This is a genomic window from Clostridium pacaense (assembly GCF_020709765.2).
Classification (GTDB): domain Bacteria; phylum Bacillota; class Clostridia; order Lachnospirales; family Lachnospiraceae; genus Enterocloster; species Enterocloster hominis.
Genome location: NZ_JAJFEB020000010.1, coordinates 82,874 through 97,924 on the forward strand (window position 1 = coordinate 82,874; position 15,051 = coordinate 97,924).

Sequence of the window (15,051 nt, forward strand, 5' to 3'; positions counted from 1 at the left end):
ATGGACTTTTCAGCAATTTCATTAATTGTATTAGTTCTGGTAATAATCGTTGCCTATATAACCAGGCTGAATGTAGGTCTTTTAGCGCTTGCAGTGGCCATTGTCCTGGCACGGTTCGGCGGAATCAAGGATTCCGTCATGTATGGCGGTATCAATCTGAACGTTTTCTGGACCCTGATTGGTATTTATTTCTTCGGGCAGTGTATGACACAGTCCGGGACACTGGCCCTGTTTGCCAAAAAGCTGATTACGAAACTGCCTGTTAAGGCAGAGGTCTGGCCGCTGATATGTTTTGTGTTTACCATGCTGTTTGCACTTTTAGGACCAACCACCATCCTGGCCCTGACCGTGGTGCCGCTGATTACCATTGAAATCGCGGGATACATCGGTGCCAATGTGGAATGTTCCATGATCCTGACCATGTTCGGCGGTCTTGCAGGCAGGATGACCCCGCTTGGCGGCAACCTGGCGGGACAGATTGCAATTGCGGAGGGCGAAGGCTTTATCGAGACAGGGGTTCTTTCCAAAATCTTTTTCTGGGACCATATCCTGGTCTGTACCATACTGGGAATTATTTACTATTTTGTGTTCCGCGGGTTCAAAAAGGATAAGAAGTATGTGTCGGAAGTGGAAGCGCTTAAGGATATCCCTGCCTTTAACAAGAAGCAGTGGATCTGCATGATCTGTATGTTTGCATTCATCCTCTTTTACGCCTTCACCCAGTGGCATATAGGATTCGTGGCAATCATCTTCTCCGTAATCATGATTGCAGCGGGCTGTGTGGAGCAGAAAGATGTGCTTGATAAAACCAAATGGGGAACTGTCATCATGGTTGCCGGCACCGGCATCCTGGCGTCCGTTGTCCAGGCTCTTGGCGGTATAACAATCCTCTCCAACTTTATCGGATATGTTGCAAACCTCCCCATCGTATCCGGGGTTTACAGCGCCGTATCCGGCGTGCTGTCCATGTTTACACACGCCATGTCGGTTCCGATTCCCATTCTTTTTGCAACCGTGGAAGAAACCATACAGAGCCTTGGGGGCACAAGGCAGGATATGTTCCGCTGCCTGGCAGCCATCGGCAGCGGCGCCTATATCGGAATGTCCTGTCCTATGTCACTGGCTGGCGCCAATGTATTCGCATGCTGGACATCTGTTGTGAATCCAGGTCCCAAGGAGCAGCAGAAACAGTTTGGTAAAATGATGCTGCTTGCATTCGTGTCAACCGTCTTAAGCGGCCTTATCTGGGTATTCATAGTAAGACTGTTTTAACCGATAATACACACAGAAAAAACCGGCCGGAAGCGCTGTCATTGCGCTTCCGGCCGGTTCTTATATGGCAGCTGCTAAACGCCTGCCTGCCGTTCTCCTGGACCGTGGCCGGACTTCAGGAGGATGTGTTCTATCAATGTGTGGGTTTTCTTATTCTGGAACTTATCCTTGCGCCATACCAGTGAAAAGGTGATGGGTATCTTCTCCGTCAAGGGGACCGTCACCACCTCCGGCCATGTATCAGCCAGTTCCTTGATGAGGAAGGTTCCGGCCTGCCCGGAGGAAACCAGGTTCCGGATCAGAGACAGTTCCACGCCGTACATCAATATGTTGGGAACCGAATTTGCATTATAAAACGCCGTCTTCAGTATCTTGGCCATGTAGGAGTTCTCCTGGCTCAATATGATGGGGGCGTTTTTCAGGTCCACGATATTAATCGCCTTTTCCCTTGCCAGGGGATTGTCAGGGTTGACACAGAACACGAATTCCGAACTGAAAACAGGCCTTTTTTCCAGATTCCCCGGAAGCTTCCCCTCATCGACGATGATTGCCACATCGCAGGAGCCGTCATCAAGTGATTTGAAGGCCTTGGGGGAATTATACTGTCTGATTATATAGTAAATGTCCGGATGTTCCTTGCGGAAATCATTCATGAAAAGGTTGAGCATGAACATCCCGGTAAGGATCGGGACTGAAATGCACAGCTGGTTCCGGTGTTTTCCCAGGTCCTTCATCTGGACCTCGAGGGCGTTGATCTGGGTCAGGATGTCCTTTGTGACCTCATACATATATTTCCCTTCCTGTGAAAGCTGGAAGCGCTTATTCTCACGGTCAAACAGTGTAACACCCAGCTGCTCTTCCAGATCCTTGATTGCCAGGGAAATGGACGGCTGAGAGATGTGGAGCATTTCAGCGGATTTCGAGATGGTCCCGTATTCACATACGGCGACAAAATACTGCATTTGTGTAATGGTCATGATATCCCCCTCCGTGGTGGCTGCAATAAAAAATGTCAACTGCCTTTATTATAGCATGGACAATCAAATTACAGAACCCGGTTTACGTCAAAATGAACAACCGGAACCATAGTTTTTTTTAAAGATATATGAGATTATCTATATTTTACTTTTGCACACACGGCATTTTATAATTGAATCAGGATAAAACAAAGCAGAAAAGGAGAAGTGTGAACCATGAGCGATACTATCATTACTGGTGCATATGACATGCACATCCACACAGGCCCTGACATCATGGACCGGAAACTGGACTTCCTGGAAGAGGCGGAACGTGTGAAAGAGGCCGGTATGGCCGGATACGTCATTAAGAGCCATTATTTCCCCAGCTCCTCCTGGGCAAAGGTTGCTAATAAAAGGGTACCTGAGTGCCAGACCTTTGGCAGCATTGTCCTTAACAACTCAGTGGGAGGGCTGAACCCTTACGCGGTGGACGCGGCTGCCAGGGACGGCGCCAAAGTGGTCTGGTTCCCAACCGTTGACACGGTTGCAGCCATCAAGAAGACAGAACATATCGAGGAAGGCGGACGCCGCCCCTTCTGGCTGGACGTCCTTCTCTCCATCCAGGCCGACGGGATGACCTTACAGCCGGTGCGGCTGCTGGATGATGACGGCAGGCTGGTGCCGGAGGCCATTGAGGTCCTGGACGTGATTGCAAGATACGACATGGTCCTGGCAACCGGACACATATCCGTACGCGAGGCAAAGGAACTGATTAAGGTTGCAAAGGAACGCAAGGTCGAACGGATTGTATGCACACATGTGGATTCCCAGCTTTGCTTCTGGGAAATCGAAGAGCAGATTGAATTCGTAAGGAAATACGGCGTCTACATGGAGCACTGCACCAACAGCTGCACCACCGGGAAGGTGGAGTGGGATGTGTGCCTGAACCAGATTAAATCCGTGGGCTGCGACCACATCATCATCAGTACGGATCTGGGCCAGAAGAAACACAAATACCCGGATGAAGGACTCCTTGATTTTGCAAACTGGATGCTGGAAAACGGTATCTCCGAAACAGATGTCAGGAAGACCATCCATGACAACCCCAAACAGCTTCTGCTGGGTTAAGTGAACAAAAAATATTGAAAGATAAAGGAGAAGAACAATATGTTTAGTGATCAGCGTTTATTAGTTGTATCTGCACATTCCGCGGACTGGGTATGGCGCAGCAGCGGCACCATTGCCAAATATCTGGCAGGAGGCGCCCAGGTATATGTGGTCTGCCTTACCTACGGGGCGCGCGGGGAGTCCGGTCCCCTTTGGAAACAGGAGGGACAGGACGCGGAGAATGTGAAGAAAATCCGCCTTACCGAGTCCATGAACGCGGCAAAGGTCCTGGGCGTCACCAATTTTGAGATGTGGGACTACGATGACTGCATGCTGGAAGTCAGCCCTGAAATCATCCGGAAGCTGAACGAGAAGATCCGCGAAGTACAGCCCACCCTGATCATCACCCATGACAAGGTAGATCTGACAAACCCGGACCATGGGTTTGCAAGGGACATTGTTTACCGTGCATCCATCATGTCCAGACAGGCCGGAATCGAAAGCAGCGGCCTGAAACCCGCCAAGGCAGCCCCCATCTATGGATTCGAGGCATCCGAGCCTGAGCGCAGCGGCTACGTACCCGCCGTATACATTGATATCACCGATTTCTTTGAGAAGAAGCTGGAAGCCATGAAATGCATCGCAACCCAGACCGAAGGCCCCCATATCCACACAAGGCTCAGCACACACAGGGGCTGGCAGGCATCCAGGACCATCGGCGATAAGAACATCAAATACGCGGAGTCCTTTACCATGAGCGATTCCCTTGTGGTGGCGGAACTGCCTGTTTCAAAGCTCCAAACTTTTTAACGGATGAAGGAGGTTACATATATGGCTGAATTAACAAAGGAACTGAGAGAACGACTTTATAAACTGGGCACCACCAATATTTCCGATGCCATGGACGCGCTGGGATTTTCCAATGTCTGTGCCGGAATCACCCCTCTCTATGAGAGCTGTAAGAAAATCGTAGGCCCTGCCATCACGCAGCGGTTCATCCCAACGGACCACCTGCCCAAGCAGAAGCACGGGGGCATGGAAACCATCCAGAACGCCGCGCCTGGCAGCGTGATCGTGGTGGAAGGCAGCGTCCGCCCGGACATGAACACCTGCGGAGGAATCGCAGCAACCGCAGCCTGCATGAACGGGCTGGAGGGCTGGGTATCCGATGGACTGGTCCGGGATGTGGATGAGATCGTGGACCTTCAGTTCCCCATGTACTGCAAGGGAAGGACCGTACTGACGGCCAGGGGACGTTTCATGGAAGCCGCAATCAACGAGCCGGTCTGCTGCGGAGGCGCGCTGTGCCGCTTCGGGGATATTGTGGTAGGCGATAAAAGCGGGGTAGTCATCATCCCACAGGAACGGATTGAAGAGGTAACCGCCAAGGCTGAAGAAATTGCCGCCAAAGAAGAGGAAATGATCCGCAGCATCAAGGAAGGCGCAAGGCTTGGGGAAGTGGATTCCAAAGCAAACTACGAAAACATGTTAAACCGATAAAAGAGTGAAAAGGAGAAAAATCATGGAACTGAAAGACAGAATTCTGGCACCGGAAATCATAGAGGCATATAAGGAACTGGACACCACCGAGGTAGCGGACGCAGTAAACCGTTTTGGTTATAACACAGGCATGTTCGGACTGAACTGCATTGTTCCCGGGACAAAGCTCTGCGGCCAGGCATTCACCGTACTGTTCGGCGTCTGCCAGGGCGGATTTGAGGGCAAGATGGACTATCTTGACGAAGTGCCTGCCGGCAATGTCATTGTAATTGACAATGACGGCCGCCTGGATTACTCCTGCTGGGGCGACTTAATGAGCCGCGTTGCCATGCGCAACGGTGTCAACGGCACGATTGCAGACGGCATCATAAGGGATATCCCGGATATCCGTGAGATGAAGTACCCCACATTTGCCCGCGCAACCCATATGTGGACCGGGAAAATGCATTCCTATCTTGAGGCAACCCAGGTTCCTGTGCGCATCGCAGGCGTTTCAGTCAATCCCGGGGACCTGATTTTCGGCGACGACACAGGCGTTCTCAGCATTCCCTTTGAAATCGCTGAAAAGGTCCTGGCAGCTGCCCAGGAAATCCACGAAAGGGAGAAAGTAATCGAAGGCTTCATCAAGCAGGGGATGCGCCTTGACAAGGCACGTGAGGAAACAGGATATTACTTCCTGCAGGAAGCTAAAAAGGCCGGAAAGTAAAGGAGATCATTATGTCAAATGTCGGATTTCGCCAATACAACAATATAAAACGTGCGGACCCCAGCCTTGTAGAGCTGTTCCGCGGTATCCCCACCCCCAATATTGATGACAATATGAACCGCATGTTTTCCCTCCGGGGCCTTAAACCCTACAACAGGACGCCCCTTCTGGGCACGGCCTTTACGGTCCGGGTGGCTGCCGGAAACAACCTGATGTTCAACAGGGCCATCGACCTGGCCCAGCCCGGGGACGTAATCGTGGTGGATGGCGGCGGTTACATGGAACGCGCCCTCTGCGGTGAAATCATGATCAGCCACGCCAAAAAGCGGGGGCTTGCCGGATTTGTGGTCAACGGCTGCATCCGGGATGTGGAGGCTGTTGCAGCCATTGATTTCCCGGTCTACGCACTGGGCTTCAACCCCAACGGCCCCATGAAAAACGGGCCTGGTGAAATCAACACCCCGGTTGTCTGCGGAGGCATGGCCATCCTGCCCGGCGATATCCTGGCAGGGGATGCCGACGGCATCGTGGTCATCCGTCCGGACGATGCTGCCGGGGTGGCCCAAAAGGCCGCCAGACAGAACGAAGGCGAGAAAAAGCTCCTTGAAACCATTGCCCAGGGCAAATGGGACCGAAGCGGCTTCGCTGCAACACTGGCTGAACTTGGCTGTGAAATCATGGACTGATCCAGCCGGAAAAACATACTAGGAGGAATATTTATGTCTCAGGCAAAAGAAGTTTCAATTGTTCTTGATACTTATCCCCATACCAGCGCCATAAAGGACGGCAGCTTATCAGATCCGGATATCAAATTAAATTTTACGGAATACAGACCCATCAGCAAGTCATTTGACGATATGCTCCGTGACCAGCCTTTTGATATCTGCGAAATGGCGCTGGGTACCTTTTTACAGGGGCTGGACAGCAAAACCCCTATCAGGCTCCTGCCCATCGTCATGGGCGGGGAGTTCCATCACGGAAGCCTCTGGTACAACCCGGCACTGGGAGCCATGGCCCCTGCTGACTTAAAAGGAAAAAAGGTGGGCGTGCGGGCCTACACCCAGACAACCGGCGTATGGGTCCGGGGCATGCTGTCCGAACAGTTCGGTGTATCATCCGGGGACGTGACCTGGGTTACCACCGAAGCCCCCCATGCGGCTGATTATAAGTGCCCGCCAAACGTAGAGCTTGCGCAGGGGGCAGACCTGGCGGGTATGGTCCGCTCCGGTGAACTGGCAGCCGTGATCATGGGCACCAAGCAGGGCGCGCCAAAGGGACTGGAGCGGCTGGTTCCCGATGTGGACGGGGCCATTACGGAATGGTTTGAAAAACATCAGGCAGTTCCCATCAACCACATGGTCGTGTTCCGTGAGGGCGCTGACATAGACGCGGTCCACAAGGTATATGACCTGCTGGCTGCAGGGCTTTCAAAAGCCTATCCGGCAGAAGGACGAAGCGGACGGTTTGCGCTGCAGTGCGGCGTGAAGAACGTGTGGAATGCAGTGGAGATGGCTATGAAATATTCTTATGAACAGGGTCTTATCTCCCGCGTCTTTACCATGAACGAGATTTTCCATGAATCATTCCTTTGATTATAGTTACTCAGACAAATAAACAGTTGAGAAGGAGCAGAATAATGAAAGTTCTTATGACGGGCAATGAAGCAGTTGCGCGTGGTGTATGGGAGGCTGGTGCACAATTTGCATCAGCCTATCCGGGGACGCCAAGTACAGAAATTATGGAATGTCTGGCTAAATTTGATAAAAAAGACATCTATGCGGAATGGGCGCCCAATGAAAAAGTCTCCATGGAAAGCGCCCTTGGCGCATCCCTGGCCGGGGTCCGTTCATTTGTTTCCATGAAGTGCGTGGGTGTGAACGCGTCCGCGGATCCATGGATGTGTTTTTCCTATACCGGATGCGAAGCCGGTATGGTGGTGGCTGTCGCGGATGAACCGGGCCAGCAGTCAAGCGGGCAGTCCGCCCAGGATGACAGGGTATTCTTCAAGCATGCCCGTTATCCGTTCTTTGAACCGGCCGACAGCCAGGAAGCCCTTGACATGGTCAAGGAAGCCTACCGTATCAGCGAGATGGCGGACACCCTGGTGGCGCTGCACATGACCACCAGGATCTGCCATTCCAAATGTGTGGTCGAAACAGGGGAACGCATGGAGGTGCCGGTCCGTCCTTATGAAAAGAACGCGGCTAAATACATCCCCCTTCCCGCCCATTCGCCTGCAATGGTCAGGCACAGTTACACAAAACTGGAGGATTTAAAGGACTACTCCGAGCATACCCCGTTCAACCGCGAGGAAATGCATGATACTTCCATCGGAATCGTATGTTCCGGATGCAGCTACTACTTTGCAAAAGAAGTATTCGGGGACAAAGCCTCCTACTACAAAATCGGATTCGTCAATCCGCTTCCCATGGAAAGCATCCGCGCCTTTGCCAAAAAGGTAGATAAGCTTTATGTCATTGAGGAGACAGACCCCTTAATTGAAAATGAAATGCGTCTGGCCGGGATTGAATGTACCGGAAAGGACGTGCTGCCGGTTACCGGGGAGCTTCTGCCCGACGTGCTCCGTGAAAAGCTGTTAAACATCACCAGTCCGAAGCCGGAAGTGGACCGGGATAAGATATTGCCCAGGCCGCCTGCATTCTGCGCGGGATGTCCTCACCGCGGCGTATTCTACACACTGTCAAAGATGAAGGATATCATGGTTGCCTCAGACATCGGATGTTACAGCCTCAGCCCCGTGGAACCCTATTATGTGGGGGATACCGGAATCTGTATGGGTTCCAGCATCAGCATCGGCCACGGATTCCAGCAGGTCATGAACAAGGTGGGCGGCAGCCGGCGCGCGGTTGCCGTGCTGGGTGATTCCACCTTCCTGCATACTGGATTTAATTCCCTTCTGGATGTTGCATACAATCAGAGCAATACCGTAACCATCATTCTCGATAACCGCATCACCGGCATGACCGGGCATCAGGAAAATCCCGGTTCAGGTTTTACCGCGCAGGGAGAAGCTGCTCCTGAGGCTGACATTCCCGCCATCTGCCGCGCCATCAACATAAAGCATGTGGTAACCGTGGACCCCAACCATCTGGACGAATTCAAGAACGCCTTAGATGAGGCCCTTGCCCTGGATGAGCCGTCCGTCATCATCACCCGCTGGCCATGCGCCCTCAAGAAAATGTCCCAAGAAAACAAAGAAGAATTCCCGGATGCCTTCAGCCAAAGGTATCAGGTGGATGACAGCGCCTGTGTCGGCTGCAAGGCCTGCCTTAAGGCCGGATGCCCTGCAATCCATTTTGAGAGGGAGAAAAAGAAGGCATTCATCGGCAGCGATTGTCTGGGCTGCAGCGTATGTTCCCAGATATGTCCGGTACACGCAATTATAAAAAAGTGAAAAGGAGCCAGAGAAAATGACAAAAAGTGTATTACTGGTCGGCGTGGGAGGCCAGGGAACAATTACTGCGGCTAAGCTTCTTACCACAGGGCTTCTGGAAGCTGGATGTGATGTGAAAATGAGCGAGATACACGGCATGAGCCAGCGCGGAGGAACGGTTTCCTCCCATGTGCGCTATAACGCCGACGGCCAGGTATGTTCCCCTGTCATCGGGGAAAAGGATGCGGATATCCTGGTATCCTTTGAGCAGATGGAAGCCCTGCGCTGGATTGATTATGTAAAACCCGACGGCGCAATCGTGACCAGCACCGAGAAAATCGACTGCCAGTCCGTACTGACCGGACGGAGCGCCTATCCCGGGAATATAATTGAGGAACTGAAAAAGGTGGGCGGCCAGGTATTCGTGATTAACGCATCGGAAGAAGCGGCAAAGCTTGGCAGCAGCAAGGTTGCCAACGTCATCCTGTTAGGGATGATTGTGAAGTATATGGGACTTGAACACATCGACTGGGAAAAAATCATCCGGGAGAATGTAAAAAAGAACTTCATCGAGATGAACCTGAAGGCCCTGGAGTTAGGAAAGTCCCTGATTTAGGCCCCGGGCCATGTAAAAGGAGGTAACAGCTATGAAAACCCTTGTCATCAATCCTGGTTCCACTTCCACAAAGGCCGCTGTGTTTGAGGACGATAAGGAACTGGCCCGGGAAAACCTGGCCCATTCAAAGGACGACCTTTCAGGCTTCAAGGTATGGACAGAGCAGCTGGACTACCGGTATGGGCTGGTGATGCAGTTCCTGAAACGCGCGGGATACAGACCCCAGGACCTGTCCTGTGTCATGTCCCGCGGCGGTTCCCCGCCCGGAATCCATGCAGGCGCAACCGCTGTGGACGAACGTCTTGTGGACGCGCTGCTAAACCGTCCCCTGGAACCCCATCCCGCCAGCCTTGGACCTGTGATAGCCACAAAAATCGCAAAAGAGGCAGGAATCCCCGCCTTTGTATACGATCCCATCACTTCGGATGAACTGAATCCCCTTGCAAAGGTCTATGGGGTAAAGGGAATCCAGCACAATAGCATGTGCCATTTCCTGAACACACACGCCATGGGAATCCGGCTTGCCAAAAACCTGGGCAGGGATTTTCATGACATGAACATCCTGGTGGCCCATATCGGCGGCGGCAACAGCATATGCCTCTGGAAGAAGGGGCATCCGGTGGATGTGGTCCCCGGGGATGCCTGTGCATTTTCTGCGGAACGGGCAGGCTTCATGCGCTCAGAGCGGATGGTTCAGCTGGTGCAGGAATACGGGGCCACAAACTGCATCGGATGGCTCCATGGAAAAGGCGGATTTGTCTCATTACTTGGGACAAATGACCTGCGCGAAGTGGAGCAGATGATAAAAGAGGGGAACGGGGACGCGCTCCTGTGCCAGAAGGCAATGGCATACCAGCTCAGCAAATGCATCTGTTCCCTGCTTCCCGCCGCTGACGGCAGGCTGGACGCCGTCATCATCACAGGCGGAGGCGCCTACTGGGAACGCCTTACCGATGATATCAGGGACAGGATCGGTTTCCTGGATACGCCTGTATATATCATGCCCGGTGAAAATGAAATGCAGGCCCTGGCCGAAGGCGCGCTGCGCGTCATGAACGGCGAGGAAAAGGTCCAGCAATACAATGGCTGAGACGGATGAACCAAACCAAAGGAGGATCAGATGGAACTTCATAATTTTAGTGAAATGATGGCGATGAATTCATCGCTGGGAAAAAAATGCACCATGGCAGTGGCCGGCGCAGGGATTCCCTCCGCCATTGACGCTGTGCTGGACGCCTATGATAACCAGGTGGCGGACGCAATCCTGGTGGGTGAACCGGAGGTCATCCGCTCCCTGCTCAGGGAACGCGGGCGCAATGTTTCCAGCTTCAATATCGTAAAGACGGCTGCCGGACAGACCCCGGCGGACACTGCCGTGGAAATCATCAAACAGGGGGATGCCGATTTCCTACTCAAAGGCATGGTGGAAACCTCAGACCTGTTCCGTCCCGTGGTCAAAAAGGAAAACGGACTGAGGACAGGGCGCACCATCTCCCACGTGGCGTTTTACCAGCTTCCCTTTTACCATAAGCTTCTGATTACAACGGACGGAGGGGTATGCGCCTATCCTGACCTGAATAAGAAGAAGGACATCCTCGTCAACGCGGTGAACACCCTGCACTGTCTGGGTTATGAAAACCCAAAGGCCGCCGTCCTGTGCTGCAAGGAACACGCGGATGAACATATGCCTGAGACAATGGACGCCGCCGCCCTTAAGGAGATGTGCGCCAGCGGCGGACTTGCCAGCTGCATCGTGGAAGGCCCCATTTCTTATGACCTGGCAATGAGCCAGGAACGGGCCGCCATCAAGAAGTATGACTGCCCGTACTGCGGTGATTTTGACATTCTCGTATCCCCCAATGTACACGCGGGCAACATCCTGGGGAAATGCCTGGAGCTGCTCCCCGGAGTCACCATGGCAAGCTACGTCGCGGGAGCCAGGATTCCCATTGTCCTTACGTCACGGGCCGCCCCTGCCGAGGAACGGCTTCGCTGCATCGCGCTGGCAGGCATTGTGGCGTCCCGCCAAGAGGGATAGGCCATGGGGACAAAAATAAACCGATGGCTGATCCTGGCCCTTGGCACCGCTGCCATGTTTTTTTCCGGCATCATTTATGCGTGGTCTATCTTAAAGGCACCGCTGCAGGATGAATTTTCCTGGTCGGCATCCCAGCTGGCCATGAACTTTACCCTGACCATGTGCATGTTCTGTATCGGCGGCATCATCTCCGGCATACTTCTCTCAAAAATCAGTTTAGGACTGCTTCTCGGGGCGGCCGGGTTCCTCTCCTTCGCAGGCTTCATCCTTGCGTCCGGTATCGGGGCTGGCGGGCTTGGCAGGCTGTATCTGTCCTACGGAATCCTTTCCGGCCTGGGCATCGGCATCGGATATAACGCCGTGATCTCTGTCATAAACGAGTGGTTCCCGGATAAAAAGGGAACCAGCTCCGGGGTCCTGATGATGAGCTTTGGGGCCAGTGCCCTGATTCTTGGGAATATTGCGGACTCCATGATAGCATCCTCCATGGGCTGGCGGACCACCTACCGGATACTCGGCTTCTTCACTGGCCTTACCCTGCTTCTGGCAGCTGTATTCATGAGGCATCCGGCCGGGGAAGATCATGTGCCCGGCAGCCCGGGGACAGCTCACGGCAAGGGACCGCAGAAAAATTACACACCAGGGGAAATGGTCAGAAGGCCTGCCTTCATACGCTTTTTCCTCTTCCTGATACTGGCCTGCGCCGTGGGCAACAGCACCATCAGCATGGCCCGGGACGTGGCGCTGTCCGTGGGCGCCAGGGCAGGGCTTGCGGCCCTGCTGGCAGGCGTGCTTTCACTGTGCAACGGATGCGGCAGGCTGCTGGCAGGAATGCTTTTTGACCGTTACGGACAGAGGATGACCATGACCATTGACGGCATCATCACCATGGCGGCTCCCGCTGTCATGCTGCTGGCAATCAGCAGCCATTCCGTTGTCATCTGCGCAATCGGGCTTTGTGTCACCGGGCTGTCCTACTCCTTCCAGCCGCCCGTCACATCCTCGGTTGTATCCTCCTTTTACGGCACGGAGCATTTCTCCCTTAATTACAGCATTGCCAACCTGATGATGATTCCCGCTTCCTTCACGGCAACAATCGGCGGCGCGCTCCTTACTTTTACGGGTTCATATTTTGCGCCGTTCCTGCTGCTGCTGGTATTTTCCGTGATATCCTTTGGACTGAACCTGAGCATACGCCATGGGTGAATATGAGGTTGAGATATGAAACAGCAAACGGCTTCCCAATATGAGAAAATGATAAATACAGACGTGGCCCCGCTGATTGCCCGGCTCTGCGTCCCGTCAATCCTGACCATGCTGGTCACGAACATCTATAATCTGGCCGACACCGCCTTTGTGGGGCAGCTGGGCACAAGCGCAAGCGGGGCAGTGGGCGTGGTGTTTGGCTTCATGACCATGATCCAGGCCATCGGCTTCGTGTTCGGCCAGGGCGCGGGCAGCATCATTGCCCGCCTGCTGGGGCAGCAGGAAAATGAAAAGGCCACCGTAACCGCTTCCACAGGATTTTTCTTTTCCTTTGGATTCGGTGTCCTGCTCTCCATTGTATCCTGGCTGCTGTTAGATCCCCTGGTCATGCTTTTGGGCAGCACGCCTACCATTGCCTCCTATGCCAAGATCTACATTTCCTATATCCTGGCGGCTACTCCGTTCATGTCAGCCAGCTTTACCATGAATCAGATCCTGAGGTATGAGGGAAAGGCCGCATTGGGCATGATTGGCATGATGACCGGGGGCATCCTCAATATAATCGGGGATCCCATCCTGATGTTCGTCTTTAAAATGGGCATTGCCGGGGCCGGATTATCAACGGCCCTCAGCCAGATGGCCGGATTTTGTATTCTGCTGGGTATTTACATACGTGGGAAATCCGTGTGCCGGATTACCTGGAGGAAAGTCTCATTTGACAGAAAACAGATTTTAGATATCCTGGCAACAGGACTTCCAAGCCTGCTGCGCCAGGGGCTGAACAGCGTGACTACCATGGTGTTAAACGGGCAGGCCGCTGTCTACGGTGACGCCGCCATCGCGGCAATGAGCATTGTGAACCGCATCATCCATTTCATATTTTCCATTGCCCTTGGCATCGGGCACGGCTTCCAGCCGGTCAGCGGTTTCAACTACGGCGCAGGCAGGTACAGCCGCGTGCGTAAGGCATTCCGCGTGACCGTCATCATGGCGGAAACATTCGTCAGTGTCTCAGTGGTGTTTCTGATCATCTGGTCCGGCAGCCTGATTGGGCTGTTCAGGGACGACCCGGACGTGATTGCCATCGGTACACGGGCGCTCAGGGTCCAGGGCCTTTCCCTTCTGCTCCTCCCCATGTCCATGGCAACGGAGATGTTATACCAGAGCACCGGACAGAAGCTGGGCGCCTCCGTGCTTTCCCTGCTGCGGGGAGGACTGATCTTCATTCCTTCAATCCTGATACTGGCAAGACTGAGGGGACTTCATGGGATAGAGGAGGCCCAGGCCGTTGCATTTGCAGGGGCATTCCTGCCGTCCATCCTGTTCATGTGGCGCTTATTCCGGAAGATGCCTGAAAAGGATACTGCCGCGGATCCGCCTAACTAGTACAGCATTGCGTAAGGCAGCACTAAATTTTCAATGGCGTATGCCACCCCGTCCTGGCTGTTGGGGCGTGTCTGGCATTTGGCGGTCTTTTTAATGCGTTCCACGGCATTCCCCATGGCCACCGTGTACTTAAGGTTCATGGACAGCATGGAATGGTCGTTCTCGCTGTCCCCCACCGCCATGATCTCGTCCCGCCGTATATTCCTCATTGCGGCGTATTCCGCCAGGGCCTTGCCCTTCTGGGCCTCCTGGTGGGTCAGTTCCAGGTTGGTAGCGGCCGAAGACGCAATGGCCAGGCCGGGAACCGCCCGAAGCCGTTCCCTGAGTCCATCCAGCACAAGGGGGGATTCATGGATGACGGAAATCTTATAGAACTCCAGCCCCCGTTCAAACAGCTCCCCGGGAGGCAGGAAGGTAAAACGCCGGCGCACGCCTTCATAGGAAAATTCAGCCATTGGCAGCAATACATTGCGGTAAAAATAATCCTTAAAGGCTTCCTCTTCTGCAATGGTACAGCTTCCCTTATCCGTCATGAAGTCAAAGATGACGTCCGCATCCTTACAGCATTCCACAATCCGTTCCACCTGTGTCCCGGCAAGCTCCACCTTGCCGATCCGCTTGCCCCGGACGTCATAGGTGGAGGCCCCGTTCATACATACAACCGATGCCTTAAGCCCTGCCTCTTCAAGTGGAAGCAGGGCGTCTTCATAGCTTCTTCCCGTACATATGAGAAGTTCCACCCCCATGTTCTGCATACACCGTATCACATGGGCATTCCGGTCCGACACACGCCCGTCAGGTCCCAGCAGTGTGCCGTCCATGTCAACCGCTACAAGTCTTATCATTCCATCAATCCTTTCCTGAATC

15 protein-coding genes are annotated in these 15,051 nt (G+C 53.5%); 13 read left to right on the forward strand and 2 right to left on the reverse strand.

What is annotated here, in order from left to right; all coding sequences use genetic code 11:
• A complete protein-coding gene (locus LK536_RS46575; protein WP_025485186.1) occupies nt 1-1,272 on the forward strand; it encodes an SLC13 family permease in 1,272 nt (423 codons plus the stop codon).
• A gap of 74 nt (nt 1,273-1,346) precedes the next feature.
• Here LK536_RS46575 and LK536_RS46580 read toward each other — a convergent pair whose 3' ends face one another.
• Entirely contained in the window at nt 1,347-2,249 is a 903-nt protein-coding gene (locus LK536_RS46580; protein WP_227795692.1) for a LysR family transcriptional regulator, read from the reverse strand.
• Nucleotides 2,250-2,465: 216 nt separating this feature from the next.
• Here LK536_RS46580 and LK536_RS46585 point away from each other — a divergent pair, with 216 nt between their 5' ends.
• The 12 genes from LK536_RS46585 to LK536_RS46640 are packed head-to-tail and all read left to right on the forward strand — an operon-like array spanning nt 2,466 to nt 14,184.
• On the forward strand, nt 2,466-3,359 hold the full coding sequence (locus LK536_RS46585) for a DUF6282 family protein (protein WP_008720381.1): 894 nt from the start codon (nt 2,466-2,468) through the stop codon (nt 3,357-3,359).
• A gap of 39 nt (nt 3,360-3,398) precedes the next feature.
• The gene (locus LK536_RS46590) at nt 3,399-4,148 is read left to right on the forward strand and encodes a PIG-L deacetylase family protein (protein ID WP_008720382.1); all 750 of its coding nucleotides are present in this window, start codon (nt 3,399-3,401) and stop codon (nt 4,146-4,148) included.
• Nucleotides 4,149-4,169: 21 nt separating this feature from the next.
• Nucleotides 4,170-4,838 (forward strand): RraA family protein, encoded by a 669-nt coding sequence (locus LK536_RS46595; RefSeq protein ID WP_040380417.1) that lies wholly within the window; start codon nt 4,170-4,172, stop codon nt 4,836-4,838.
• A gap of 22 nt (nt 4,839-4,860) precedes the next feature.
• Complete coding sequence (locus LK536_RS46600; RefSeq protein WP_050927280.1) at nt 4,861-5,544, forward strand: RraA family protein; 684 nt, start codon at nt 4,861-4,863, stop codon at nt 5,542-5,544.
• An 11-nt stretch (nt 5,545-5,555) separates the two neighbouring features.
• Nucleotides 5,556-6,230 carry an RraA family protein gene (locus LK536_RS46605; RefSeq protein ID WP_008720387.1) on the forward strand — a complete coding sequence of 225 codons (675 nt, stop codon included), beginning with the start codon at nt 5,556-5,558 and terminating at the stop codon, nt 6,228-6,230.
• A gap of 33 nt (nt 6,231-6,263) precedes the next feature.
• On the forward strand, nt 6,264-7,136 hold the full coding sequence (locus LK536_RS46610; protein ID WP_227795691.1) for a substrate-binding domain-containing protein: 873 nt from the start codon (nt 6,264-6,266) through the stop codon (nt 7,134-7,136).
• A 44-nt stretch (nt 7,137-7,180) separates the two neighbouring features.
• A complete protein-coding gene (locus LK536_RS46615; protein WP_008720390.1) occupies nt 7,181-8,959 on the forward strand; it encodes a thiamine pyrophosphate-dependent enzyme in 1,779 nt (592 codons plus the stop codon).
• 16 nt (nt 8,960-8,975) lie between these two features.
• Nucleotides 8,976-9,554, forward strand: a complete 579-nt coding sequence (locus LK536_RS46620; RefSeq protein ID WP_008720392.1) for an indolepyruvate oxidoreductase subunit beta — start codon at nt 8,976-8,978, stop codon at nt 9,552-9,554.
• 31 nt (nt 9,555-9,585) lie between these two features.
• Nucleotides 9,586-10,644, forward strand: a complete 1,059-nt coding sequence (gene buk, locus LK536_RS46625; protein ID WP_227795690.1) for a butyrate kinase — start codon at nt 9,586-9,588, stop codon at nt 10,642-10,644.
• A 30-nt stretch (nt 10,645-10,674) separates the two neighbouring features.
• Nucleotides 10,675-11,592 (forward strand): phosphate acyltransferase, encoded by a 918-nt coding sequence (locus tag LK536_RS46630; RefSeq protein WP_120058397.1) that lies wholly within the window; start codon nt 10,675-10,677, stop codon nt 11,590-11,592.
• Nucleotides 11,593-11,595: 3 nt separating this feature from the next.
• A complete protein-coding gene (locus tag LK536_RS46635; protein ID WP_227795689.1) occupies nt 11,596-12,798 on the forward strand; it encodes an MFS transporter in 1,203 nt (400 codons plus the stop codon).
• A 15-nt stretch (nt 12,799-12,813) separates the two neighbouring features.
• Entirely contained in the window at nt 12,814-14,184 is a 1,371-nt protein-coding gene (locus LK536_RS46640) for an MATE family efflux transporter (protein WP_227795688.1), read from the forward strand.
• Here the strand turns inward: LK536_RS46640 and LK536_RS46645 are convergent.
• Nucleotides 14,181-15,029 carry a Cof-type HAD-IIB family hydrolase gene (locus tag LK536_RS46645; protein ID WP_227795687.1) on the reverse strand — a complete coding sequence of 283 codons (849 nt, stop codon included), beginning with the start codon at nt 15,027-15,029 and terminating at the stop codon, nt 14,181-14,183. The two genes, LK536_RS46640 and LK536_RS46645, sit on opposite strands and share 4 nt — an antisense overlap.
• Between the last annotated feature and the right edge of the window lie 22 nt (nt 15,030-15,051).

Bases quoted from the DNA above. Each gene is read 5' to 3' on its own strand.
- LK536_RS46575 (WP_025485186.1), top strand. From the start codon at position 1: ATGGACTTTTCAGCAATTTCATTAATTGTATTAGTTCTGGTAATAATC.
- LK536_RS46580 (WP_227795692.1), bottom strand. From the start codon at position 2,249: ATGACCATTACACAAATGCAGTATTTTGTCGCCGTATGTGAATACGGG.
- LK536_RS46585 (WP_008720381.1), top strand. From the start codon at position 2,466: ATGAGCGATACTATCATTACTGGTGCATATGACATGCACATCCACACA.
- LK536_RS46590 (WP_008720382.1), top strand. From the start codon at position 3,399: ATGTTTAGTGATCAGCGTTTATTAGTTGTATCTGCACATTCCGCGGAC.
- LK536_RS46595 (WP_040380417.1), top strand. From the start codon at position 4,170: ATGGCTGAATTAACAAAGGAACTGAGAGAACGACTTTATAAACTGGGC.
- LK536_RS46600 (WP_050927280.1), top strand. From the start codon at position 4,861: ATGGAACTGAAAGACAGAATTCTGGCACCGGAAATCATAGAGGCATAT.
- LK536_RS46605 (WP_008720387.1), top strand. From the start codon at position 5,556: ATGTCAAATGTCGGATTTCGCCAATACAACAATATAAAACGTGCGGAC.
- LK536_RS46610 (WP_227795691.1), top strand. From the start codon at position 6,264: ATGTCTCAGGCAAAAGAAGTTTCAATTGTTCTTGATACTTATCCCCAT.
- LK536_RS46615 (WP_008720390.1), top strand. From the start codon at position 7,181: ATGAAAGTTCTTATGACGGGCAATGAAGCAGTTGCGCGTGGTGTATGG.
- LK536_RS46620 (WP_008720392.1), top strand. From the start codon at position 8,976: ATGACAAAAAGTGTATTACTGGTCGGCGTGGGAGGCCAGGGAACAATT.
- buk (WP_227795690.1), top strand. From the start codon at position 9,586: ATGAAAACCCTTGTCATCAATCCTGGTTCCACTTCCACAAAGGCCGCT.
- LK536_RS46630 (WP_120058397.1), top strand. From the start codon at position 10,675: ATGGAACTTCATAATTTTAGTGAAATGATGGCGATGAATTCATCGCTG.
- LK536_RS46635 (WP_227795689.1), top strand. From the start codon at position 11,596: ATGGGGACAAAAATAAACCGATGGCTGATCCTGGCCCTTGGCACCGCT.
- LK536_RS46640 (WP_227795688.1), top strand. From the start codon at position 12,814: ATGAAACAGCAAACGGCTTCCCAATATGAGAAAATGATAAATACAGAC.
- LK536_RS46645 (WP_227795687.1), bottom strand. From the start codon at position 15,029: ATGATAAGACTTGTAGCGGTTGACATGGACGGCACACTGCTGGGACCT.